The following is a 23973-nucleotide window of genomic DNA, read 5'->3' as shown; positions in this document are numbered from 1 at the left end:
CGAGGCCGATTTTCATCGGCCTTTTTTGCGTCCGCCGTACCATTCAGGCCGCGCTGGTGATCAGCCCGGCCGCGGCCGCCAAGGGCAGCCACAGCATGGCGTCGGCCAGCACCTCGTCCGGCGCCCTGCCGCTGGACCGCGCCGCCTGCTGCGCGCACTGCGCCAGCGTCGCGCCGCCGGCCAGCGCCTGCAGGCAGTCAAATTGCCAGGGCTGCAGCTCTTGCATGGCAAGCCGGTAATGCATGCGTGAAATGGCAACAAAGGCGGGACTGGCCTGCGGCTGAGCCGGCACGGCAGCGTCCGGCGCCACCTGCACCTGTTGCCAGAATGCACACAAGGGAAATGACAGGGCCAGCAGCCGCGTGCACGGCGCCAGGCGCCAGGCCGGAGTATTTCCCAACAGCAAGTCCAGACCGGAAGGCAGGACGGGCTGCGCCAGTTTTTCCAGCCCCGGCGCCCTGGCCGCCTCGCTGCGCGCCCGCTCCAGCCGCGCCAGTTCGACGGGAAAGCGCAAGACGTCCCCCTGCGCGCCGGCCGCGCCCTGGCTGGCGGCGAGAAAATCGGCAAAGCCGCCGCCCAGGTCATACAAGGTCGGGGAAGCGGACGGGTGGCGCCAGACATAGGCGCGGGCAAAGAACGCGAACAGCTCGTCGCCCATGGCCTTGTGCAAGACGGGATAGTCGGCCTGCAGGCATTCGAGCAGGCGCTGCACGTAGCCGTCCGCATGGATGTGCAGCGGCGCCGGCCCGCCCCGCGCCCGCTTCAACACTTGCTCCTGCGTCAAACCGTGGCGCTCGCTGGCCAACTGCGCGCCGCGCGCCGCACCGCCCGGCGCCGTCATGGCCGTCAGGAACCACGCCTGCAATTGCGCCAGCGGTGCGTCCGCGCGCGCGTCGCCGTCGGCGCTACGGGGCATGGGCGGCCTCCAGGTGAAAGCCCAGCGGCGCCGAGACGGCGGCCAGGCTCGCCGTGGCCGTGGCCGTGGCTGGTACGGCATCGGAAAACTCTCCCCGCCCGGCCGCGCGCGCCTTGTCGAGTTCAGCCAGCAGCTGCGGGTACGCCGGGATATCCGCATCCCATTCCAGCAGGGCCGACACGCCCCCCGTCAACTGCTGCGCCAGCGCGTACAGGCGCCAGACGGCGGCCGGCACGGGGGCGTCGTGCGTGTCGATCAGCATGGCGCCGCAGACGGTGGGCCCGGCCAGGTGGATTTGCACGATGTGCTCATGCGGCAACTGGCGGATGTAGGCGGCCGCGTCATAGCCATGGTTATGCGCGCTGACGTGGACATTATTAACGTCGAGCAAGAGTCCGCAGCCCGTGTCCACCGCCAGGCGGCCCAGGAATTCCCATTCCGGCATGCTGGACTGGGCAAACTCCACGTAGGTGCTGGGGTTTTCCAGGATCAGGGGCCGGCCCAGGAATTCCTGTACCTGGCGCACGCGCGCGCCCACATGGCGCAGGCTGGCCTCGTCCAGCGGCAAGGGCAGCAAGTCATGGCTGTTGAGCGAGGCGGCGCCCGTCCAGCACAGGTGGTCGGAAATCCACGCGGGGCGGATCTCGGCGGCCAACTGGCGCAGCTTGCGCAGGTAGGCCAGGCTCAGGGGATCGCTGCTGCCGATCGACAGCGACACGCCATGCATGACGATGGGCACCTGCGCCGCCACCTGCTCCAGCACATGGCGCGCATAGCCGTGGTTGTCGATGAAATTCTCGCTGATGATCTCGAACCAGTCCACCTGCGGACCGTGTTCCAGGATGTGCGCGTAATGGGGCGGACGCAGCCCCACGCCCAGGCCCAGGTTCGGCAGGCCCAGGCGCGGCCGCGCCTCGTGCAGGATGCCCCGCATCAGGTCGACGGCGGCAAGGCCAGGCGCAGGTCGGTGGGCGCCGGCGGCGCGCCCACCGGCGTGCCGCGCGCCGCCATCACCTTGCCGTAGGCTTCCCAGGCCTTGTCGTAGACATTGTCGCCCAGCGCAAAGCGCATGGTCTGGCCCAGCGGAATGCTGCGGTGCTCGGGCGCGGGACCGAAATCGTACAAGGTCATGGTGGCGGGTTCGGGCGGGTCCTTCTTCGTGGTGTTCGGATACAGCTGCGAGGCCGAAATCGGCACGGCGCAGCCGCCGAAGCCGCCGCATTTGTTGTCGCTGGGCGCGCTGTAGATTTTATCGTCCTGCGGCGGCGGTGGCACATAGCATTCGCTGCCAGGCGCCGCGGCAGCCTTGACCGAATGGCCGCAGGACGAGCCGCCCGTGTCTGCCTGGGCAAAGCCGCAGCCGCCCTGGGCGTGGCAGCCGTTGGAGCCGCGGCAGGTATGGTAGACGGCCAGCGCGGCGCAGGTGGACGACGCCTCGTCCTCCAGATGCATGCCCTGGCAGGCGTGGTACAGCACGCCTTTCTCGGCCAGCGGCACGCCCGTCGCCAGGTTCGGCGCCTGGCCCAGCACGGCCCAGCAGATGGCCATGCGGTCGCCCGCGCCCACCATCGACGGATACGGGAATTCCAGTTGCTGGTTCAGCCAGTACTTGTCCAGCACGGAAGTAATGCCATAGATGGCGCCCGTGGCCACCGTGCTCAGCATCCCCAATGTGCCGCTGGTATCCTTCAGGCGGTTCAGGGCACCCGCCACGGCAGCGGGCGCGGGGATGTTCTTCGGCGCGGTGGCCGGGTTGTAGCGCTCGTTGGTCAGCATGGCTTCGCTCCAGCGCCCGCCTTCCTTGTGCCAGCCGGCCCAGGTCTGCACTGGCAGCATGGCCTTGACCTGACCGAAACGCTCATAGTGATCGAACGGGGCGCTGTCGTGGCGCGCGGCCGCATCGCGCGATTCGGCGTCCTTGCCATTGTTCGCGTACGACGGGTAATCGCACTTCAAGGCGGCCAGGTCTTCGCGGTAGTCGGGCTGCACGGCCATCAGGCGCTGCCCTGCGTCACGGCGGTAGCGCTGGATGGCCGTGTCGCTGCCCTCGCCCTGGTCCGTGATGGCCGCCATCATGTCGATGGCCTTGTTGAACGAGCCCGTCTGGCCGCCATCCTGGTCCTGCGGGCCGAAGCAGGTGTCGAACTTGGGAAACTCCGCCTTGGCGTGGCCCGGCACCTGGCTGTTGAACATATCCTGCTGCACCGAGCCGTTGACGAACAGTTTTTGCCACAAGGTCTGGCCATCCGTGTATTCGATGCCGATGTAGCGCGCATAGCATTCATACATGTAACCGATGGTGCCGAACAGGGGCAGATCATGCACGTGCTTGCCCGGCGTCCAGCCCACGAACGGCACCTCGGGGAAATATTTGGTGTGGTTGTGCTCGTCAAACTTCGCCAGCTGGGCGCGCGCCTGCTGTTCCGGCTGCTCGATGGCGAGGAACAGGTCACACTGGTTATCGTTCAGCTCTTCCAGGTTGACGCGCACGTGGCGGTAGCCGGCCGTGTCCTGCAAGTCGACGATGTGCGGGATCACCGTGCAATCCTTGCCGTAGCAGGTCCAGCCGTGGTCCTGCGACTGCAGCTCCGAGCCCGTGAAGCATGGCGCCGTGCCGATGGCCGTGGCCAGGTTGGCCGCCATCTGCAGGTGCAGCATTTCCTGGATGAAGACGCTGAAAATGATATTGAAAGCCTTCTGCTCCTTCAGTTCGGGCCGGGCCGTGGTGCCCATGCCCGGCCACTGGCGGCCTTCGTAGTAGGTGATGCCTTTCGAGTTGATCTGGTGCGTGCCCTGGATCGAATACATGGTGGCCATGTACAGGGGAATGGTGAACAGTTCCACGCTGACGGCTGCCTGGGCGATGGCGCGCACTGCCGCCGTATCGGTGGCCAGCATGTCGAGCGGACGGTTGCTGATGGCGGCCTGGGTGCTTCCTAAAACGGGCATTTTCATTCTGTCTCTCCACAGGAACGATGCGTTTCGGATATCGGGCCGGGCCGCACCATCTGCGTGCGCTGCTCACGGCACGGAAATCATACGCCTGAGAAAGATATTTTTGCGGCAAGATTTATGGGCTGGCCGCGGTATTGATCTGCGTCAATTCAACCGGGTTTTCAGCGCATAAATAAACGTTTTACGCCGCCATTCGATGACAATTGAATAGAATCGGCGAAACGCGCGCGTGTATAAGCAGCGCACCGGCCATGGCCGGCGCGTCGCTTGCATGATGATAGTTACGCGGCCGGCGGCGGCTGGAAGGCGCAAAAGCCGGGCCACTGCTCGCGGCTGTCGCACACTTTCAGGCAGCCTTGATTGCCCTTGAAGGTGGCGACAACCTTGATGGGAAAGCCATACAGTGGCGTGGTGGCCAGGAAGGCGGACGGGCAGCTTTGCTCATTGCTGAAGCGGAAAGTGATTTCTTCGCGGCGGCCCTTGCGCGCAAAGCTCAGCATGAAGGTTTCATTGCTGTTCCACTGCGCCTTGCCCGGCACGCGGAAACGATAGCGCGGACTGCCCGGCTGCTGGCCCTCGAGTTTCTGTCCGAAGACGCGGCTGCTGGCCGTGGCCGTTTCCACCTTGGCGATCGGATAAGGCACGGCAAACATGTAGGTGCCCGCGAAACCCTGGTCGAAGCCCAGGCCCTTCTGGTAGAACGGCACGACGATATGCGGCGCACCCGCGTATTCCACGCTGTTGCGCGCTGTCATGCGCGACGTCAGCTTGTCGTCGGGCGCTTGCCCGAAGACGACGTCCACTTCCACCAGGGCCTGGCTCTTGTCGATGTCTTGCGCCAGATAATCCCTGGGGGCGATCTCGCTGTGCACGCAGCCGGCCAGCAGGACTGCGGCGAGGCCGCCGGCGATGAATTGAGGGTAGCTCATGGCTGTTTTCCTTCCGGCGGCGCGGAACTGAGGCCCAAGCCCGTCACTTGCCAGCCGCCCTTGCCTTGTTTCCATTGAAATTGCTGGCCGAACCAGGCCAGTTCCAGCTCGCGCCGGATGCGGTTGCTATCCGTGCGGCCCTGGCGCGCCTTGATGGCGGCGCCCGCCTGCGCGGAAGCGGCCTCCGACAAGGGTTTCAGCCACCGTTGATACGTGTCTGGCGGCAGGGCCAGCACACCGGCCACGCCGTCGTCGCGCGTGGCGACGATGATCCCCACCTTCGTCAGCGCATTCGTCAGCGTATTCGTCAGATACGCGCCGCGTCGCCCGTCGGGCGAAACGGAGACCAGCATGGCGGGCGCGTAATCGCCGGTGACGCCGCCCGGCACGTCAAACCACAGCAGCTCGCCCGTGCCCGTGTCGAGCGCGCGGCCGTCGCGGGCGAACAGCAGCACCTCGGGACTGCCCGGCTGCGGCACGCCCCATTCGGGGTCGCGCTCCGTACGCACCATGCTGTCGCGCTGCAGGGGGCTGACGGGACGCATCAGCGGTTCGCCATTCTGCACGCCGATGAGGATGGTGCCCTGGCCCGTATAGCCCTTGGTGAATGCCAGCAGCATGGGCTGGCCCTCGCGCGTCGCTTTCAGCGGACGCACCTCCACCACTTCGCGCGCGCCGCCGGGCCAGTAGCCGTGCTTGCGGAAAGTCAAGGTAACGAGCGGGGCGTGGCGGTCGCGCGTGACGACAAAGTCGCCGTATTGCTGCATCACCGGCACGTATGGCGCTTGCGCCTGCGCGGCGGGCACGATGGCGGCGGCCAGGGTGGCGGCGGCCGCCAGGCGGTGTAAAGAAAAGAACAGCATGGCATCCTGTAAAGGTCGCAATGGGCGAAGGAACGCCATCATAAACGATTCATCGCCAGCAACACTGTCCGATAGCCAACATCAACGGCGCTGGATTTCGATCAGCTCGATTTCGAACAGCTTGGGCCACAATTTTCCCGTGACAAACAAGCGCTTGCCCCGGGCATCCCAGGCGATACCGTTGAGCACGGCGTCGGGATTGGCCGTGCCCCGCTGCTCGGGCGGCAGCAAGCCCGTCAGGTCGATCCAGCCCATAACTTTACCGCTGGCGGGATCGATGCGGGCGATCACGTCCGCGCCCCACACATTGGCGAACAGTTGCCCATCGACCATTTCCAGTTCGTTCAGCCGGTCGATGGGCCGCCCTTCGGCTTTCACTTCGAAGCGGCGCACTTCCTTCAGGGTTTTCGGATTGAGCACGCGGATGGCCGACGTGCCGTCGCTCATGTAGACGAATTGATTGTCGCTGGCCAGGCCCCAGCCTTCGCCCGGGTAGCTGAATTTGCGTTTCAATTTGAAGGTCTTCACGTCGAAGACATAGCCCGTCTGCGAAATCCACGTCAGGCCCAGGAGCTCATCGCCCACATCCGTGATGCCTTCGCCAAACACATTCTTGTCGAGCATGCTTTTCTGCAGCACCTTGCCCGTCGTCAATTCCACCTTGCGCAAGGAGGACTGGCCATTCTGGCCCGTGCTTTCATACAGATGGCCATCCTTGAACAGCAAGCCTTGCGTGAACGCCTGGGGGTCGTGCGGATAGGTGTTCTTGACGAAATAACCATACACGGGCAAGGCGGCCTGGGCGTAGCCCATTTCGCTCATCAGGCCCACGGTGCATAACAATCCCAGCAGCAATGAGCCGGCCGTGCGTTTAAGTCTGGTATTGACGTTGATGTTCATCGGGTCGGGCGGAAGTTGGCGAGCGCCTATTGTAAACGTGCCGCGTCCGCCATGCGCGCCCTGACGAGCTCCAGCCAGGCGCGCGCCGCGAACGACAGCCGCCCGCCCCGGCGCCAGGCCAGCATCAGATTCCACTCCACGGGCGGGCCGTCCAGGGGAATGACGTCAAACTGCGCCGGCTCCAAGGTGTCGCAATACATCTTCGGCAGCAGGCAGATGCCCACGCCCAGCCGCACCAGCGAGGCAATGAAATCCCACTGGCCGCTGCGGCCCGTGATGCGCGGCGCGAAACCGGCGCGCTGGCAGGCATCCTGCACGATGTCGTTGAGGGCAAACGCGGCGCCATAGAAGATGAAGGGGCTGTCGGCCAGCTCGGCCAGGGCCACGGACGAGCGGCCTTGCCACGGCGAGCCGGGCGCCGCCAGCAAGCACAGCGGTGAGCGCACGAGGGGCAAGGCTTCGAAATCCTGCCAGGTGGCGGCGTTGCCCGGATAGTCGAGCATGGTGCCCAGCTCCACCGTGCCGGTGCGCAAGTCGCGTTCGATCGCCTGCGTGCCGCTTTCATACATTTTCAGTTCGATGCCCGGATAGCGCTGGTGGTATTCGGCCAGCCATGGCGCCAGGGTCGAGTGCGTCTGCGGCGACACGCCGACCCGCAATTCTCCCCGCTCCAGGTGTTGCAGGTCGCGCAATTCCACCTTCAGTTCCGCGTGCAGGGCCAGCAGTTCATGCGCGCGCGACAGCACCACCTTGCCCGCGTCCGTCAGCGTAAAACGCTTGCCCGCGCGGTCCAGCAGGGCCAGGTCCAGCGATTGCTCCAGCTGTTGCACCATCTTGCTGACGGTGGGCTGCGTCACGTGCAGCCTGGCGGCCGCGCGCGTAAAACTGGCTTGCTCGACCACTTCGACGAAGTAGCGCAGGGAGCGGATATCCATGATGCATTCCAAAATAGAATGATAATCATGAGTTTAAGTCATTTTATCTTTTGATGTGGGCTCACTACAATGAAAACCTCCCCCATCCGTTTGAAAGCCCGCCGTGAAAGCCGCCCCTTGTTCCACCGCCGCCCCACTCTCCATCCCCGTCTGGCGCCAGCCCGCGCAGACTGCGTGGCAAGTGGGCATCCTGATCGCCGCCTGGTGGCTGGCCGACGCAGCCGCGTCCGCCCTGCACTTGCCGTTTTCCGGCGGCGTGGTGGGCCTGTTCGTGCTGGTGGCCCTGCTGCTGGCGGGCTGGGTGCGCCCCGCCGCCATCGAACTGGGCGCGAACTGGCTGCTGGCCAATATGCTGCTGTTCTTCATACCGCTGGTCGTATCCGTGGTGCAATTTACGCAACTGTTGAAGTCGCAAGGTCTGATGCTGTTCGTAAATATCGGCCTGGGCTTTGCCTGCGTGATGCTGGCGACGGCGCTGACGGTGGAATGGGTGTGCCGCTATGAACGCAAGTTGCGTCTGAATAAGCTGCTGCGCCAGCGCGCCGCGAGGGCGCCAGCATGAGCACCCTGCTGCTGTCGCTGCTGTTCCTGCTGCTGACCCTGGTGCTGTTTTATGCCAACCAGGCCGTGCACCGCCGCCACCCGCATTTTCTGCTCACGCCCGCCATCTGCACCTCGGCGATATTGATCGTCATCGTGCAGGCCACGTCGACGCCGTTCGCCACGTATTTCGGCGAGACGCGCTGGCTGCCGTGGCTGCTGGGCCCGGCCACCATCGCCTTTGCGCTGCCCATCTTCCAGGAGCGCAAGCTGATCCGCAAGCATTGGCTGGCCTTGTCGCTGGGCAGCTGCGCCGGCATCGTGGCATCGGTCGCCGCCACCTTGCTGCTGGACCGGGTATTTGGCGTGCACGGCGACATGGCGCGCAGCCTGCTGGCACGCTCCGTCTCGACGCCGTTCGCGCTGGAAGCGTCGCGCCACATGGGCGGTTCGGCCCAGCTGACGGGCATCTTCGTGGTGATGACGGGCTTGTTCGGCTTGATGCTGGGCAAGCCGCTGCTGAAACTGCTGCCCTTGCGCATGCGCATCGCCCGTGGCGCCCCATATGGCGCGGCCGCGCACGGCTTCGGCCTCTCCGTGGCGCGCAGGGTCGGCACGGAAGAAGGCGCCGTGGCCAGCCTGACGATGATCTTTTCCGGCATCGTGACGGTGCTGCTGGCGCCGCTGCTGGGACATTTGCTGGGCTAGCGGCCCGCTTGCAGCGCCTGCATGCCATGCACGATCAGGTCGATGCCCGCCAAAAAATCCTCGCGGTCGTCGTGCGCGCGCAGCTGGCCCGCCACCTTGCGGGCGAACGGAAACGCCTGCGCGTCGAGGCGTGACCAGGCGCTCGCCAGGGTGTCGAGGAAATGCGCGCGCTCCAGGCCCTGTTCACGGGCAATGACGGCATTGGCCGCATTCTGCCCGCTCACGCCCAGCAGATAATTGAGCAAGGCGCATGCCGCCATCCACTGCCGGTCCTGCGGCACGCCCAGCACATCGACCTGCCGGCCCAGGCGTTCCAGGATGCGCACGGTGGGCAGCTGGCCCGGCGCGCGCGACAGGGCCGAACCCAGCCACGGATGCGCATCCATCGCCTCGAACATGGCCAGCGCCACGGCGCGGATGCCCGCCTGCGGCGTATCGCCAGGCGGGGCGGCCTGCATGGCGCGGGCGACGATGGCGTCGCTGGCGGCCGTGAACAGATCATCCTTGTCGGCCACGTGCCAGTAGATGGCGCCCGCCCCCGTGGCCAGGCGCGCGGCCAGGGCGCGGAAGGTCAGGCCGCCCTCGCCCGCTGTGTCGAGCAGGGCGATGGCGGCGTCGATGATGGAGTCGCGCGTCAGCGAGTCGGCGCGTCGTGGTGGGGTCGCTACGGTATCGGGCATCGCTTATCTTGACACAGATGATGGCTTGCCGCAAAATTCTTCTGGAACGCCGTTCCACTACTATTTTGAACACCACCTGAAAGATCACCATGCAAATCGCCATCATCGGCGCGGGGCTGGGCGGGCTGATGCTCGCCCGCGTGCTGCACGTCCACGGCATCGCCGCCACCGTGTATGAAGCGGATGCGTCGCCGCAGGCGCGCCGCCAGGGCGGCATGCTCGACATCCACGAGGAAAGCGGCCAACAAGCGCTGCGGGCAGCCGGCCTGCACGACGCCTTCCGCGCCCTCATCCATGCGGGCGGCGAAGCGAGCCGCGTGCTCGACCAGCATGGCACGGTCTTGCACGACGAGGGCGACGATGGCACGGGCGGGCGTCCCGAAGTGCCGCGCGGCGAGCTGCGCCGCATCTTGCTCGATGCCTTGCCTGAAGGCTGCGTGCGCTGGGGCCACAAACTGACAAACGTCGCGACGCTGGACGGCGGCAGGTACATGCTGAGCTTTGCGCATGGCGCCACGGCGGCCAGCGATCTGCTGGTGGGCGCGGACGGCGCCTGGTCCCGGGTGCGGCCGCTGCTCTCCAGCGCGCAGCCCGCCTACAGCGGCATTGCCTTCATTGAAACGTATCTGTTCGACAGCGACCGCCGCCACGGGGCCACTGCGCAAGCCGTGGGCGCCGGCGCCCTGTTCGCGCTGGCGCCGGGCAAGGGCATCCAGGCTCACCGCGAAGCCGATGGCGTGCTGCATGCGTATGTGGCCCTGAGTAAACCCGAAGAGTGGCTGGCAGGCATCGATTTTGCCGATCCCGCCGCCGCGCGGGCAGCCATCGCCGCCGAGTTTGCCGGCTGGGCGCCGGCGCTCACGGCCCTGATCACGGACGCGGACACGCCGCCCGTGCCCCGTCCCGTGCACCTGCTGCCCGTCGACCACCGCTGGCAACGCGTGGCAGGCGTGACCTTACTGGGCGACGCGGCCCATTTGATGGCACCGGCCGGCGAAGGCGCCAACCTGGCCATGCTGGACGGCACCGAGCTGGCGCAGGCGCTTGCCGCGCACCCAAGCGACGTGGAAGCGGCCTTGCTGGCATATGAAACGGCGCTGTTTGCGCGCAGCAGCGCGGCCGCGGTGGAGTCGGAACGCATCCTGCGCCTGTGCTTTGACGACGACGCGCCGCATAGCCTGGTGCGGTTCTTCACAGGCATGCGGGACGCCGGCCCGGCACGCACAGTGTGAAAGGCGGCGCCAAAGCCCCACGCCAGCGGCCTTTATCGGGGATAATACGTCTTTCCCCATTCCAAGCAGCCGCGCCACGATGAAATACCCCGCAGTCCTTCCCTTCAGCGACATCCTGCCACGCCTGCATGAATTCGACGCCATCATCGACGTGCGCAGCCCGTCCGAGTTCGCGGAAGACCACTTGCCGGGCGCCATCAACCTGCCCGTGCTCGACGACGAGCAGCGCGTTCGCGTCGGCACGCTATATAAGCAGACGAGCGCCTTCGAAGCGAAGAAGCTGGGCGCGGCGCTGGTGGCGAAGAATATCGCGCGGCATATCGAAGACGGTTTCCTCGGTCACCCGCACGAATGGAAGCCGCTCGTCTACTGCTGGCGCGGCGGCAACCGCAGCGGCGCCATGGCGCACATCCTGGCGCGCATCGGCTGGCCCGTCACGCAACTCGATGGCGGCTACAAGGATTACCGGCGCCACGTGAATGCCGAACTGGCCACCCTGCCCGAGCGCTTCGATTTCATCAACGTGCTGTGCGGCCCCACGGGCAGCGGCAAGAGCCGCCTGTTGCAGGTGCTGGACAAGCAAGGCGCGCAAGTGATTGACCTGGAACAATTGGCAGCGCACCGCGGCTCCGTGCTGGGCGGCTTGCCCGAGGAAGAGCAGCCCTCGCAAAAATCGTTCGAAAGCGCGCTGTGGCAGCAGTTGCGCCAGTTCGACCCGGCATTGCCCGTCTTCATCGAATCGGAAAGCAAGAAAGTAGGCCGCGTGCGCGTGCCCGACGCGCTGATGGACAAGATGCGCGCGGCCGCCTGCACCGACGTGCGGCTGGCCACGGACCAGCGCGTGCAATTGCTGATGCAGGACTATGAACATTTCGTCGGCGACCCGGAGCGCCTGAATGTGCAGCTGGCCCTGTTGACGCAGCTGCATGGCAAGGAGAAAATCGCCCATTGGCAGCAGCTGGCGACGGCGGGCCAGATGGCCGAGCTGGTGGAAGAGCTGCTGGTCCAGCACTACGACCCCGTCTACCGGCAATCGATCGCCCGCAACTTCAGCCGCTACGCCCAGGCGACGCCGCTGGTCTTGCCCGATATTTCAGAACATGCCTTTGAGCAAGCCGCGCGCGCGTTGTGTGGTATTGTCGGCACTAATTCCCCCTAAAGACGCAGTGCCGGGGTCGGACCCTGAGGGGCCGACCCCAGACCTTGCGTTTGGGGTAAAAATGATCATCGTTGTACACAACATCAGCAGGAATTTCCATGTCAGATAGCGCAGCAACATCCAATACCCCCATCCGATTGACCGAATTTGCCCATGGCGGCGGCTGCGGCTGCAAGATCGCGCCCGGCGTGCTGGCCGACATCTTAAAGGGCAGCGGCGGCTTTCCCCTGCCGAAAGAATTGCTGGTCGGCATAGAAACTTCCGATGACGCGGCCGTCTACCAGCTCAACGACGAGCAGGCGCTGATCGCCACGACGGATTTCTTCATGCCCATCGTCGACGATCCGTTCGACTTCGGCCGCATCGCCGCCACCAACGCCATTTCCGACGTGTACGCCATGGGCGGCACGCCCATCATGGCGCTGGCCCTGGTGGGCATGCCGATCAACAAGCTTCCCGTGGAAACCATCGGCCTCATCTTGAAAGGCGGCGAAACCATCTGCGCCCAGGCCGGCATCCCCATCGCGGGCGGCCACACCATCGATTCCTTCGAACCGATCTATGGCCTGGTGGTGCTGGGCCTGGTGCACCCGTCGCAGGTGAAACGCAACGCGGGCGCGCGCGCCGGCGATAAACTGGTGCTGGGCAAGCCGATCGGCGTGGGCATCCTGTCGGCCGCGCTGAAGAAAAATGCGCTGGACGCGGATGGCTACGCGTCCTTGATCGACAACACCACCAAATTGAATACCCCAGGCAAGAAACTGGCCCTGCTCGATGGCGTGCATGCGCTGACGGACGTGACGGGCTTCGGCTTGCTGGGCCACACGCTGGAACTGGCGCGCGGCGCCAAGTTGCAGGCGCGCATCGCCATGGCTGACGTGCCGCTGCTGCCGCAAGTGCAGCAACTGGCGCAGAATGGCAACATCACGGGCGCCTCGGGCCGCAACTGGCAGGGCTACGGCGCGCAAGTGGCGCTGGATGACAGTCTAACTGCCATCGACAAGGCGATCCTGACGGACCCGCAAACGGCCGGCCCCCTGCTGGTGGCGTGCGCGCCGGAAGCCGTCGAGCAAGTGCTGGCGATTTTCCGCGCCGAAGGCTTTGGCGACGCCGTCGTCATCGGCGAGATGCAGGATGGCACGACCGGGGTTTCCGTATATTAATGAACAATCTTTCAAAGGCAGTCCCATGACCACATTCTCCAACAAGTTCCCCGCCATCCTGGCCACCGTCGCCGCCACCCTGGCCATCCACAGCGGCCTGGCGCAGGCGCAGCAAGTGCTGCGCGTGTCCGCCATTCCCGACGAAGCGCCGACGGAGTTGCAGCGCAAGTTCAAGCCGCTGGGCAGTTACCTGGAGAAAAAGCTGGGCATGAAGGTGGAATTTACGCCCGTCACCGATTACGCGGCCTCCGTGGAAGGCTTGATCAATCACAAGCTCGACATGGTCTGGTTCGGCGGTTTTACGTTTGTACAAGCCAACGTGCGCAGCGGCGGCAAGATCGTGCCGCTGGTGCAGCGCGAGGAAGACACGAAATTCCGCTCCGTGTTCGTGACCACCAGCAAGGACATCAATCAATTGTCTGACCTGAAAGGCAAGAACTTCACGTTCGGCTCGGAATCGTCGACCTCGGGCCACTTGATGCCCCGTTACTATTTGCTGGCCGCCAAGATCAATCCGGATACGGACATGAAGCGCATCGCGTTTTCGGGTGCGCATGACGCCACCGTGGCGGCCGTGGCCGGCGGCAAGGTCGATGCAGGCACCTTAAACATTTCCGTATGGGAAAAGCTGGTCGAAGCGAAAAAGGTCGATCCAAGCAAGGTGCGCGTGTTCTACACGACACCCGGCTACTACGATTACAACTGGAGCGTGCGCGCCGACATGAACCCCGTCGTGCGCAAGAAGCTGACGGACGCCTTCCTGGCGCTGGACCCATCGACGGCCGAAGGCAAGGAAATCCTCGAGCTGCAGCGCGCGACCAAATTCATCCCGACCAAGGCCGAGAACTACAAGGATATCGAAGCGGCCGCGCGCGATGCGAAGCTGTTGAAGTAGACTACGTCGACGCGTTTTATCGTAGGTCGGATTAGCGGCAAAGCCGCATAATCCGACACAAGCGATAATGCCAACAATGTTGTCGGATTACGGCCTCCGGCCTAATCCGACCTACGCTGCCGTCGCATGGCGTAATCCGACACCCCAACGCCCCCATACCGAACATCGCATGACATTCCAACTTCACAAGGTCAGCGTCCACCACGCGGGTGCCGCCGGCAATGCGCTGGCCCTGCGCGACGTGGACCTGGACGTGGCCCAGGGTGAACAGATCGCCCTGATCGGCCCTTCCGGCGCCGGCAAGACCAGCCTGCTGCACACCTTGGCCTGCGCGCTGCGCCCGGCATCGGGCACCTTGCACATCCTGGGCACGTCGCCCTGGCAAATCGGCAGCGGCGAACGCCACGCCTTGCGCGCTCGATTATTCCTGGCGCCGCAAACGCCGCCGCTGCCGCCGCGCCAGCGCGTCGTCAACGCCGTGCTGGCGGGCCGCCTGCCGCAATGGAGCTTGTGGACGGCCATCCGTTCGCTGCTGGTGCCCGTCGATCCGCGCGCCGCATGGGAAGCGCTCGGCAAATTCAACCTGCAGGATAAACTGTACGCCAGGGTCGACCGCCTGTCCGGCGGCGAACGCCAGCGCTGCGGCATGGCGCGCGCGCTCGTGTCGGATGCGCAAGTATTTCTCGTCGACGAACCGCTGTCCGCGCTCGACCCCACCTTGGCCTTGCAGACGATCCATGTGCTGCAGGCGGAAGCGACGGCGCGCAACGCCACCCTGATCTGTAGCCTGCACCAGGTGGAGATCGCGCGCGCCTGCTTTACGCGCATCGTCGCCCTGCGCGACGGCCAGATCGTCTTCGACTTGCCTGCCAGCGAGGTCAGCGACGCCATGATCGCCGAACTGTACCGCAACAAGGCCGATCCAGCGCCCCAGTTCGAATCGGTGGAGGCGAACCTGGACGCCGCGAGGCCCCTTTGCTGAAGAGTGCCGCCATGCCGCGCGACCCCGCCTGGCGCGGCCGCCTGACCGGGGCTGCCATCGTGCTGCTCGTGCTGTGGCCGATGCTGGTGCAGGCTGAGTTCAAACCGTGGATACTCTGGGATGCGCAAAGCCTGGCAGCCACCTGGCAATTCATCGCCAGCTTCGTGCCGCCCGCCCACTCGCTGGAATTTTTGCAGCTGGTGGCCATTTCCAGCTGGGAAACCATCGCCATGGCCACGGCCGGCATGGCGCTGGCCATGCTGGGCGCCATTCCCCTGACCTTGCTGGTGACGGAGCGCTTGTCGATCTCGCGCATCGGCAGCGGCCAAGTGTCGCCGCTGGCCGCCAGCGTGCGCCATGGCGTGCGCGCGCTGCTGGTGCTGCTGCGCAGCGTGCCGGAACTGGTCTGGGCATTGCTATTGGTGCGCATCGTGGGACTGGGGCCGACGGCGGGCGTGATCGCCATCGCGCTCACGTATTGCGGCATGCTGGGCAAGGTGTATGCGGAAATCCTCGAATCATCGGACGCCGCCGCCTGCAACGCGCTATTGCACAACGGCAGCGGCAGATTAAAAGCCTTGCTGTACGGCGCCCTGCCCGAATCGGCCGCGGAACTGGTGTCGTACACGATCTACCGGTGGGAATGCGCGATCCGCGGCTCCGTCGTCATGGGATTTGTCGGCGCGGGCGGCCTGGGCCAGCGCATGGATGAATCGATGAAGATGATGGCAGGCAATGAACTGGCCACCATGCTGATGGTGTTCGTGCTGCTGGTGGCGGGCGCCGACGCCGTCTCCGCCATGCTGCGCCGGAGGCTGGCATGAAGACTGAACCGATGTTGCCCGCCCCTGCCCCCGTGCGCTGGTCGACCTGGGCCTTGCTGGCCGGTCTGCTGCTGCTGGTCATCGCCAGCTTCGCCACCCTGCCCCTGAAATGGGGAGAATTCTTCAGTGCCGATGCCGTGCGCACGACGGCCGATTTCCTGCACGGCTTCGCCCCGCCCGAGCTGGCCAGCCCCTTCCTGATGAAAGTGGGCATTGCCACCTTTGAAACACTTGCCATGTCGGCCATCGGCACGGTGATCGCCGCCATCCTGGGCGCGCTGCTGGCCCTGCCCGCCAGCGGCCGTTTCGGCAGCCTGGCGCGCAACGCGACGCGTGGCGTGTTGAATGTGCTGCGCTCGATCCCGGAGCTGGTGTGGGCCTCGATCCTGCTGATCGCCGCCGGCCTGGGCCCGTTCGCGGGCACACTGGCGCTGGCCCTGCACACGGTGGGCGTGCTGGGCCGCTTGTTTGCCGACGCGTTCGAAAACTGCCCGCCCTTGCCGGCCGCCACCCTGCGCATCAACGGCGCCCGGCCTGCGGTGGCCTTTTTGTACGCGACCTTGCCGCAGTGCGGGCCGCAGATGATGTCCTACACTTTGTACCGCTGGGAAAACAATATCCGCGCCGCCGCCATCCTCGGCGTTGTCGGCGCGGGCGGCCTGGGGCAGATGCTGAAATACCATCTGTCGCTGTTCCAGATGCAGAACGCCGCCACCGTCATCGTCGCCATGCTGCTGATGGTGGCCGCCGTCGATGGCCTCAGCTACCTGCTGCGCCGCGCCATGACCCGCTAATTTTCACTTTTCACAAGGAATGCCCATGTCAGGCTGGTGGACGATTATCTCGACAGAAACGCCGGAACAAATGGCCGATATGACGAAGGTCAACAAGGAAGCGTTTCTCGCCACGTGGGAAGCGGGCCTGTTCGGCGCCGACTGGATCGCGCAACTGTGTGAGCAAGGCAAGGCGACCCAGCTGGCCTTCAATGGTTTCCCCAACCGCTACACGGCCTCGGCGGACGTCATCGCGCCCCTGCTGCTGGCGGGCATCGCCGAAGCGCAGGATGGCGAGTTTCCGCAGGACCAGCTCACGGGCTGGCCCGGCAGCATCACCGTGCACGGGGAGCGCATCGCCGCCTGCGCGCCCGGACAGCTGCTGACCATCGAAGTGTGGGACCAATCGTAAATGATGATCAGAGGCAAATGATTTACACTGGCAGCTGAACAATAAAGGAGTCCATGCATGGGATTGGCAATAACAGTCGGCGCTCTGGCCGATCTGCACGAAGAAGACCCGGAAGGCGCGCAATGGCTGGCCGATTCCCTGGCGCAAGCGAACGCCCTGCTGCAAAAAGCGGGCTTGCCGCAGCATGGCGAACCGCTGGTCTTGCCGCAACTGCAGTCGCGCGCAGCGCTTGATTCCTTTCCATACAGCTACCTCCATTATTTGCGCCGCGCGTATGCGCATGCGGTCCAGGATGGGCAATGGCAGGCCACGCCGCTGGCCGAAGGCGAGGATCCAAGCGAAGACCCGGTGCTGGAAGCGGCGCAGGATGACCTGGACAGCCACCTGCTCTGCCATTCCGATTGCGAGGGCTTTTATTTCCCCCTCGTCTTCGACGACGTCATTTTTGCCGATGATGAACATCCGCTGCTGGGCGGCATGCTCGGTTCCTCGTACAGCCTGCGCGCCGAACTGGTCACGGTCGCGCCCGCGCTGGGCATTTTCCTGCTCGGCGACGAGCTGAGCGATGAAGAAGCGGCGCGCATCAATGCGCGTATCGACGCCGAAGACGGTCTCGAGCGCGAACTGATCGCCTGGCTGGCCGCGTATGAGGCATGCAGGCTCAGCATCGAACACAAGACGGCGATCGTCTTCAACTGAGCATGCTGATACGGCCCACCACCGCCAGCGACTGGCCGGCGCTGAAAGCCACGCGCCTGGCCGCGCTGCTCGACGCCCCCACGGCCTTTGGCGCCAGCCACGCCAGCGCGGCCGCTTTTTCCGATGCCGACTGGCAGCAGCGCGCCACCAGCACGCCGCAGCGCACGTTTTTCCTCGCCTTTGACGGAGAACAAGCCATCGGCCTGGCCGCGCAAGTGGTGGCCGGCAATGGCGAATGCCATTTGATCGCCATGTGGGTACAGTCCGCATATCGGGGCCTGGCCGTGGCGCAAGGCCTGGTCGAGGCCGTAAAACAATGCGCCGTGGACAACGGCCACGTTCGCCTGGTGCTCGACGTGGCGCCCGGGAACGCCCGTGCGGCGGCGTTTTACCAGAAGCAGGGGTTTGTCTTTTTGCCCGAATGGGAAGCGCTGGAAAGCCATCCGCATATCCGCGTGCAGAAGATGGAGTGGCTGGCGCCGACTTGAACGCCATCCATCTGTACACATAACAACAATCCCACAATGCTCAATACCGCTGCTTTCCCACAGCATGCGCTGGAGCGACGACAGTGCGATCGAATTGGCATTCGAGAACGACCAAACTGCGCAGTGACTACCGGAATGTCTACTTGACCCGCTGCTTCTCCAGCTTGCGCGCCAGGGTGCGCCGGTGCATGCCCAGCCTTCTCGCCGTTTCGGAAATATTAAAATCCGTCTCGGCCAGCATTTCGTGGATGCGCTCCCATTCCAGGGTCTTGATGTTGGTGGCGCGGTTCGTCAGTTCGATGTCGGCGTTGCCGGCCACGTGGCCGAAGGCCGCTTCGATGTCGTCCGTGTTCGACGGTTTCGCCAGGTACTGGCAGGCGCCCAGCTTGATCGCTTCGACGGCCGTGCCGATGCTGGCGTAGCCCGTCAGCACGACGATCAGCATCTCCGGGTCGTGCTGGTGCAGCATCTGCACGCAGGCCAGGCCGGATGTATTGCCATTGAGTTTTAAATCGACGACGGCGTAGTCGGGGCAATGCTGTTCCAGCAAGGCGCTCGCCTCGTCGAAATTGGTGGCCAGGATGACCTGATAGCCGCGCCGTTCGAACGAGCGGCCCAGGGTGCGGGCAAACGCGGCATCGTCTTCCACGATCAGTAACAGACGGTCATTCTGCATGGTGGTCGCTTTCTCTTTCCAGTTTGATGGCCGCCAGCGGCAAAGCCAGGTGCACCACCGCCCCGCCCTGCACCCGGTTGCGCGCAGTCACCGTGCCGCCCAGGGTACGCGCGACATTGACCACCAGGAACAGACCGAGGCCGCCGCCGGGCTTGCCCTTGCTGCTTTGATATGGTTTACCCAGGTGCGTCAGCATCGACGGCTCGAAGCCGGGGCCCGCATCGGTAACGACCAGGTGCAAGGCGTCCGCTTCGCGCGTCGCTTCGAAGCGCAGCCATTCGGGCGACGCTTCCAGCGCATTGTCGAGCACATTGCAGATGGTTTGTTTCAAGGTCGAATCGAAGACGACGGGCACATCGTGCTCGATGCGGTTATCGTACTCGAAATCCTGGATCGGGCGGCTCGTGCGCCACTCGTCGACCAGGTCGTTGAGGAAGGTATTGATCGTCGTTTTCACGGAAGATTCCCCCCGCGCCTCGCCCGCCGACAACAGAATGCCGCTGACGATGCTTTTGCAGCGCTGCAATTGCGCCTGCATTTCCGTGATTTCTTCCAGCAATTCGCTGTTCTTGCTCAGTTCCGGCATGCGGCGCCAGTCGCCGAGGATGACGGAGAGCGTCGCCAGCGGCGTGCCCAGCTCGTGCGCGGCGCCCGAGGCCAGCAAGCCCATACGGATGATGTGCTCCTCTTCCGCCGCGCGCTGGCGCAAGTCGGCCACCTTGGCGTCGCCGGCCCGCTGGTTGCGGTTGATGCGCGTGATGAACACCACCAGCAAGGCGGCGTTCAAAATAAAACAGATCAGCAGGCCCTGCACGTACAGGCTGGAAAAGCCGCGCTCGGGGTCGATCGGCAGGATCAAGGGGCCGGGCAGCAAGGCCAGGCCCGCCAGGCACAGGCTGGTAATGGCCACCATGATCCAGGTCGACCACACTTCCAGCAGCACGGCGCTGAGGATGACTTGCAATAAATACAGGAAGGCAAACGGGTTGCTGATGCCGCCGCTCAGGTAGAGCTGGGCCGTCAGCACGGTGACGTCGACCAGCAGAGCAAGAAACAGGGCCGTATTGGAAACGGGCTGGCGCTCGTGCCAGCGCAGCAGGCTGGCCAGATTGAAGGCGATCAGGCAGGACAGCACTTCGAGCATGTAGGGCACGGGCAAGGCGATGCCCAGTCCCACGCCCACGCCGAAGATGGTGCTGATCTGGCCGATCACGGCCAGCCAGCGCAGCTGGATCAGCAGCTTCATGTTCTGGTGGCCGGCCGGATGTTCCATCTCGGCCGCCACGGCGCCGCGTTCTAGTACCTCGCGGTTGGGCAGGATTTCAATCCTGCCCGGCATGGTCGCTTTCCTGGCGATCGGCATTGCCCGCCTTGCGCGCGCGGCGGCGCTTGTCTTCGCGCACGATCCACCATGTGATGCCGGCCACCATCAGGGCCAGCGCGAACCACGTCAGTGCATACACGAGGTGGTTGTTGTGGAACGAGATCACGGTCAGGCCGCCGACGGGGGCGTCACTGGCCGTTTCCGATTTCTCTTTCGCATCGACGAAATATGGCGCCACGTTGCTCAGCATGTGCGAGGCGGCGATGGCGGCCACGTCGCGCGAATACCAGTGCTGCGTGGCAGGACTGTTTTCACGCAAGAAACCGCCGCCCGTCTCGCTGATGCGCAGCAAGCCGTCGACCTCGACGATGCCGGCCGGCGTGCTGGCGGCGATGCCGGCGCGTTTCGGCACGAAGCCGCGGTTGATGAGCACGGTGCTGCCGTCGGCCAGGCGCAAGGGCGTCACCAGCCAGTAACCGCTGCCCAGTGCCGTCGTTGCTTGCACCAGGGTATTGAAAATGGGGAGATAAGTACCGGAGAGTCGCACATGGCGGTATTCATCCGTTTGCTGCGTGATGCTGGCCCAGGCTGCGGGTCCAGGCGCGTCCGTTGCGGGCGCATGTACGCGTTGTTCGACGCGCTCGATCAGGTCAAGCTTCCAGAACAGGCGCTTGACTTGCCAGGTTCCCAGGACGCAGAAACCGGCAAACAAGATCCCCGCCAGCAAGGCTAGCGCAATTTTTGAATAATGCACAGCCATGCCGCGTGGGCCTGGCGCGGCATCTTGCGATGCGGCGCCAGGGGCGCGCCCGGTGTTGCTTGGGCGCGGTTGACTCATCATGGAGCCGTTTTCGTATGCATGTACTCAGGCATCAGATCCGGCATCATGTTGTGGTTCATGTGGTACATGACCCACAGGGAACCGGCCATGGCGATGCCCACGATCATGATCGTGAAGATCAGCGCCATCATGTTCCAGCCGCCTTCGGACTTGGTGTTCATGTGCAGGAAGTACACCATGTGTACCACCACTTGAACGGCCGCGAATGCCAGCAGAACCAGGCCCATGGTGCCCGAGTTGGTGATGGCTTTCGTCATCACCAGCCAGAACGGAATGGCCGTCAGGATCACCGACAGGATGAAACCGATGGCGTAGCTTTTCAGGCTGCCATGATCGTGGTTGTCATGGTGGTGGCTATCGCCGTGTGTGTGGTGGTCGCTCATGGCAGCACTCCCATCAGGTAGACAAAGGTGAAGACGCCGATCCAGATGACGTCCAGGAAGTGCCAGAACAGCGACAGGCACATCATGCGGCGGCCGTTTTCCGGGGTCAGGCCATGCTTGTTCAACTGGAACATCAAGGTCACGAGCCAGATCACGCCGAACGTCACGTGCAAGCCGTGGGTGCCGACCAGGGCAAAGAACGACGACAGGAACGCGCTGCGCTGCGGACCGGCGCCTTCGTGGATCAGATGAATGAATTCATACATTTCCAGCGACAGGAAGGCCAGGCCGAACAGGCCCGTGATGCCCAGCCAGACCAGGGTGCTGCGCAATTGCTTGCGCTGCATGGCCAGCATGGCGAAGCCGTAGGTGATCGACGACAGCAGCAGCATGGCCGTGTTGACGGCCACCAGCGGCAGGTCGAACAGCGCGGCGCCCGTCGGGCCGTCCGCATAGCTGCGGCCGACCACGGCGTACGTGGCGAACAGACAGGCGAAGATCAGGCAATCGCTCATCAGGTAGAGCCAGAAACCGAGCAAGCTGCCGTTTTCCGGATGATGCTCGCGCACAAAGTAGCTGCGCGTGCTTGGTGCGGCGCCAGCGGCGCCGGTGTTATGGGCGATGGTATCAGACATGGCTGCTCAGCAATTTAGTATAAGCGTCTTCGGTACGGACCACTTCTTCCGCAGGAATGTAGTAATCGCGCTTGTAGTTAAAGGTATGGACGATGATCGTAATCATCATGACCACGAAGCCAACGCTGGCGACGAGCCACATTTGCCAGATCAGGCCAAAACCGACCAGTGCGGACAGTGCGGCGATCACGAAACCAGCCCAGGTGTTCTTCGGCATGTGGATCTTCGTGAAACCGGACGTCGGACGCTGGTAACCGTGTTTCTTCATGTCAGTCCATGCATCGAGTTCGTGCACTTGTGGCGTGAAGGCGAAATTATAGTCTGGCGGTGGCGACGACGTCGACCATTCCAGCGTACGGCCGCCCCATGGGTCGCCGGTGACGTCGCGCAGGGCGTGACGGTTGCGGAAACTCACATAGAACTGCATCAGCAGGGAACCGATGCCCAGCGCGATCGAGACGGCGCCAAACCAGGCGATGATGGTCCAGATTTGCAAGGATGGATCTTCAAAGTGGTTGACACGACGGGTCACGCCCATCAGGCCCAGCACGTACAGCGGCATGAAGGCCAGGTAGAAGCCGACGAACCAGAACCAGAACGAGCACTTGCCCCAGAACGCGTCGAGCTTGTAGCCGAAGGCTTTCGGGTACCAGTAGTTAATTGCAGCAAAGACACCGAACACCACGCCGCCGATAATCACGTTATGGAAGTGGGCGATCAGGAACAGGCTGTTATGCAGCACGAAGTCCGCTGGTGGTACGGCCAGCAGCACCCCGGTCATGCCGCCGATGGTGAAGGTGACCATGAAGCCGATCGTCCACAGCATCGGCAGTTCAAAGCGGATACGGCCGCGGTACATGGTAAACAGCCAGTTGAAGATCTTCGCGCCCGTCGGGATCGAAATGATCATCGTCGTGATGCCGAAGAAGGAGTTGACGCTGGCGCCCGAACCCATGGTGAAGAAGTGATGCAGCCATACCAGGTAGGACAGGATCATGATGACGCAGGTGGCGTACACCATCGAGGCGTAGCCGAACAGGCGTTTGCTGCTGAACGTGGCGACCACTTCCGAGAACACGCCGAACAGCGGCAGGATCAGAATGTAGACTTCCGGGTGCCCCCAGATCCAGATCAGGTTGACGTACATCATGGCGTTGCCGCCCAGTTCCGTCGTGAAGAAGTTAAAGCCGGCGACGCGGTCCAGCGACAGCATGGCCAGAACAGCCGTCAGTACCGGGAAAGCGGCGACGATCAGGATGTTGGTGCACAGTGCGGTCCAGGTGAAGACAGGCATTTTCATCCAGGTCATGCCAGGCGCGCGCATCTTGACGATGGTGGCGATCAGGTTGACACCGGACAATAGCGTCCCGACCCCGGCAATCTGCAAGGACCAGATGTAATAGTCTACCCCCACGTCCGGACTGCCGACGATGCCCGACAGCGGCGGATACGCCAGCCAGCCCGTGCGGGCGAATTCGCCGACGAACAGCGAAGCCATGACCAGGGCGGCGCCCATGGTGGTCATCCAGAAGCTGAAGTTGTTGAGGAATGGGAAAGCCACGTCGCGCGCGCCGATCTGCAGCGGCACCACGTAGTTCATCAGACCCGTCACGAAAGGCATCGCGACGAAGAAGATCATGATCACGCCGTGGGCGGTGAAGATCTGGTCGTAGTGATGCGGCGGCAGGAAGCCGGCATTGTCGCCAAAGGCGATCGCCTGCTGGGTACGCATCATGAGCGCGTCGGCAAAGCCGCGCAGCAGCATGACCAGGCCCAGGATCATGTACATGATACCGATTTTTTTATGGTCGATACTGGTGATCCAGTCGCGCCACAGGGTACCCCAGACGCGGAAATACGTCAGTGCCGCAACGAGTGCGATACCGCCCAGGGCGACCATTGCAAAGGTCGCCAGCAGGATAGGTTCGTGAAATGGAATTGCATCCCAAGTCAGACGGCCGAATATAAGCTTCGTCAGATCAATATGGTCTAGCATTGTTACTCTCAGAGAAAAAAGGGAGGCGCCAGGCAAGCGGCGCCAGTATCTGCAGCGCCACTACG

At 64.0% G+C, this 23973-nt stretch carries 26 protein-coding genes; 12 read left to right on the top strand and 14 right to left on the bottom strand.

Annotated features, from left to right (window positions below; translation table 11 throughout):
- Positions 1-43: 43 nt before the first annotated feature.
- The 7 genes from AC1Q6X_RS06165 to AC1Q6X_RS06135 form a co-directional block, all read right to left on the bottom strand.
- On the bottom strand, positions 44-916 hold the full coding sequence (locus AC1Q6X_RS06165) for an HvfC/BufC family peptide modification chaperone (protein WP_492495777.1): 873 nt from the start codon (positions 914-916) through the stop codon (positions 44-46).
- Positions 906-1850, bottom strand: a complete 945-nt coding sequence (gene bufB / locus AC1Q6X_RS06160; protein WP_492495775.1) for an MNIO family bufferin maturase — start codon at positions 1848-1850, stop codon at positions 906-908. Before bufB ends, AC1Q6X_RS06165 begins: the two co-directional genes overlap by 11 nt.
- Positions 1850-3871, bottom strand: a complete 2022-nt coding sequence (locus tag AC1Q6X_RS06155) for a ferritin-like domain-containing protein (RefSeq protein WP_492495773.1) — start codon at positions 3869-3871, stop codon at positions 1850-1852. Before AC1Q6X_RS06155 ends, bufB begins: the two co-directional genes overlap by 1 nt.
- A 281-nt stretch (positions 3872-4152) precedes the next feature.
- A complete protein-coding gene (locus tag AC1Q6X_RS06150; RefSeq protein ID WP_492495771.1) occupies positions 4153-4800 on the bottom strand; it encodes a hypothetical protein in 648 nt (215 codons plus the stop codon).
- Complete coding sequence (locus tag AC1Q6X_RS06145) at positions 4797-5663, bottom strand: hypothetical protein (RefSeq protein WP_492495769.1); 867 nt, start codon at positions 5661-5663, stop codon at positions 4797-4799. Before AC1Q6X_RS06145 ends, AC1Q6X_RS06150 begins: the two co-directional genes overlap by 4 nt.
- A gap of 81 nt (positions 5664-5744) precedes the next feature.
- The gene (locus AC1Q6X_RS06140) at positions 5745-6563 is read right to left on the bottom strand and encodes a glutaminyl-peptide cyclotransferase (protein WP_492495767.1); all 819 of its coding nucleotides are present in this window, start codon (positions 6561-6563) and stop codon (positions 5745-5747) included.
- Positions 6564-6589: 26 nt separating this feature from the next.
- Complete coding sequence (locus AC1Q6X_RS06135; protein WP_230503075.1) at positions 6590-7498, bottom strand: LysR family transcriptional regulator; 909 nt, start codon at positions 7496-7498, stop codon at positions 6590-6592.
- Positions 7499-7601: 103 nt separating this feature from the next.
- Here AC1Q6X_RS06135 and AC1Q6X_RS06130 point away from each other — a divergent pair, with 103 nt between their 5' ends.
- Both AC1Q6X_RS06130 and AC1Q6X_RS06125 read left to right on the top strand, forming a co-directional pair.
- The gene (locus AC1Q6X_RS06130) at positions 7602-8060 is read left to right on the top strand and encodes a CidA/LrgA family protein (RefSeq protein WP_492495765.1); all 459 of its coding nucleotides are present in this window, start codon (positions 7602-7604) and stop codon (positions 8058-8060) included.
- Positions 8057-8746 (top strand): LrgB family protein, encoded by a 690-nt coding sequence (locus AC1Q6X_RS06125; RefSeq protein ID WP_492416623.1) that lies wholly within the window; start codon positions 8057-8059, stop codon positions 8744-8746. The genes AC1Q6X_RS06130 and AC1Q6X_RS06125 overlap by 4 nt, the downstream gene beginning before the upstream one ends.
- Here the strand turns inward: AC1Q6X_RS06125 and AC1Q6X_RS06120 are convergent.
- Positions 8743-9426 (bottom strand): TetR/AcrR family transcriptional regulator, encoded by a 684-nt coding sequence (locus AC1Q6X_RS06120; RefSeq protein ID WP_492495763.1) that lies wholly within the window; start codon positions 9424-9426, stop codon positions 8743-8745. The two genes, AC1Q6X_RS06125 and AC1Q6X_RS06120, sit on opposite strands and share 4 nt — an antisense overlap.
- Before the next feature lie 89 nt (positions 9427-9515).
- Here AC1Q6X_RS06120 and AC1Q6X_RS06115 point away from each other — a divergent pair, with 89 nt between their 5' ends.
- The 10 genes from AC1Q6X_RS06115 (at position 9516) to AC1Q6X_RS06070 (ending at position 18053) form a co-directional block, all read left to right on the top strand.
- Complete coding sequence (locus AC1Q6X_RS06115; protein ID WP_492495761.1) at positions 9516-10658, top strand: FAD-dependent oxidoreductase; 1143 nt, start codon at positions 9516-9518, stop codon at positions 10656-10658.
- Positions 10659-10737: 79 nt separating this feature from the next.
- Positions 10738-11817, top strand: a complete 1080-nt coding sequence (mnmH, locus tag AC1Q6X_RS06110) for a tRNA 2-selenouridine(34) synthase MnmH (protein ID WP_492495759.1) — start codon at positions 10738-10740, stop codon at positions 11815-11817.
- A gap of 98 nt (positions 11818-11915) precedes the next feature.
- Positions 11916-12980 carry a selenide, water dikinase SelD gene (gene selD / locus AC1Q6X_RS06105; protein ID WP_492495757.1) on the top strand — a complete coding sequence of 355 codons (1065 nt, stop codon included), beginning with the start codon at positions 11916-11918 and terminating at the stop codon, positions 12978-12980.
- A gap of 25 nt (positions 12981-13005) precedes the next feature.
- Entirely contained in the window at positions 13006-13875 is an 870-nt protein-coding gene (locus tag AC1Q6X_RS06100; protein ID WP_070218836.1) for a putative selenate ABC transporter substrate-binding protein, read from the top strand.
- Positions 13876-14044: 169 nt separating this feature from the next.
- Positions 14045-14857, top strand: a complete 813-nt coding sequence (locus tag AC1Q6X_RS06095; protein ID WP_492495755.1) for a phosphonate ABC transporter ATP-binding protein — start codon at positions 14045-14047, stop codon at positions 14855-14857.
- An 11-nt stretch (positions 14858-14868) separates the two neighbouring features.
- A complete protein-coding gene (locus AC1Q6X_RS06090; protein WP_070288559.1) occupies positions 14869-15681 on the top strand; it encodes a PhnE/PtxC family ABC transporter permease in 813 nt (270 codons plus the stop codon).
- Positions 15678-16475: a phosphonate ABC transporter, permease protein PhnE gene (phnE, locus tag AC1Q6X_RS06085; protein WP_070288457.1), complete on the top strand. Its 798-nt coding sequence runs from the start codon at positions 15678-15680 to the stop codon at positions 16473-16475. The genes AC1Q6X_RS06090 and phnE overlap by 4 nt, the downstream gene beginning before the upstream one ends.
- A 25-nt stretch (positions 16476-16500) precedes the next feature.
- A complete protein-coding gene (locus AC1Q6X_RS06080; RefSeq protein ID WP_492495752.1) occupies positions 16501-16866 on the top strand; it encodes a hypothetical protein in 366 nt (121 codons plus the stop codon).
- A 57-nt stretch (positions 16867-16923) separates the two neighbouring features.
- Positions 16924-17565: a putative DNA-mimic protein gene (locus AC1Q6X_RS06075; protein WP_492495750.1), complete on the top strand. Its 642-nt coding sequence runs from the start codon at positions 16924-16926 to the stop codon at positions 17563-17565.
- A gap of 2 nt (positions 17566-17567) precedes the next feature.
- A complete protein-coding gene (locus tag AC1Q6X_RS06070) occupies positions 17568-18053 on the top strand; it encodes a GNAT family N-acetyltransferase (protein ID WP_492495748.1) in 486 nt (161 codons plus the stop codon).
- Between the two features lie 139 nt (positions 18054-18192).
- On the opposite strand, the gene AC1Q6X_RS06065 is transcribed toward AC1Q6X_RS06070, so the two are convergent.
- The 6 genes from AC1Q6X_RS06065 to cyoB are packed head-to-tail and all read right to left on the bottom strand — an operon-like array spanning position 18193 to position 23908.
- Positions 18193-18729 carry a response regulator transcription factor gene (locus tag AC1Q6X_RS06065; RefSeq protein ID WP_492495746.1) on the bottom strand — a complete coding sequence of 179 codons (537 nt, stop codon included), beginning with the start codon at positions 18727-18729 and terminating at the stop codon, positions 18193-18195.
- Complete coding sequence (locus AC1Q6X_RS06060) at positions 18719-20068, bottom strand: ATP-binding protein (protein ID WP_492495744.1); 1350 nt, start codon at positions 20066-20068, stop codon at positions 18719-18721. Before AC1Q6X_RS06060 ends, AC1Q6X_RS06065 begins: the two co-directional genes overlap by 11 nt.
- The gene (locus AC1Q6X_RS06055) at positions 20052-20894 is read right to left on the bottom strand and encodes an SURF1 family protein (RefSeq protein ID WP_492495742.1); all 843 of its coding nucleotides are present in this window, start codon (positions 20892-20894) and stop codon (positions 20052-20054) included. The genes AC1Q6X_RS06060 and AC1Q6X_RS06055 overlap by 17 nt, the downstream gene beginning before the upstream one ends.
- On the bottom strand, positions 20891-21277 hold the full coding sequence (gene cyoD / locus AC1Q6X_RS06050; RefSeq protein WP_034788483.1) for a cytochrome o ubiquinol oxidase subunit IV: 387 nt from the start codon (positions 21275-21277) through the stop codon (positions 20891-20893). Before cyoD ends, AC1Q6X_RS06055 begins: the two co-directional genes overlap by 4 nt.
- Positions 21274-21912, bottom strand: a complete 639-nt coding sequence (gene cyoC, locus AC1Q6X_RS06045; RefSeq protein WP_034788486.1) for a cytochrome o ubiquinol oxidase subunit III — start codon at positions 21910-21912, stop codon at positions 21274-21276. Before cyoC ends, cyoD begins: the two co-directional genes overlap by 4 nt.
- Positions 21905-23908, bottom strand: a complete 2004-nt coding sequence (gene cyoB / locus AC1Q6X_RS06040; RefSeq protein ID WP_070288466.1) for a cytochrome o ubiquinol oxidase subunit I — start codon at positions 23906-23908, stop codon at positions 21905-21907. Before cyoB ends, cyoC begins: the two co-directional genes overlap by 8 nt.
- Between the last annotated feature and the right edge of the window lie 65 nt (positions 23909-23973).

It is taken from the genome of Janthinobacterium sp. GW823-FHT06H09 (assembly GCF_058794735.1).
The sequence above is the reverse complement of the archived record's forward strand: the minus strand, read 5'-3'. Positions and strand labels throughout refer to the sequence as shown.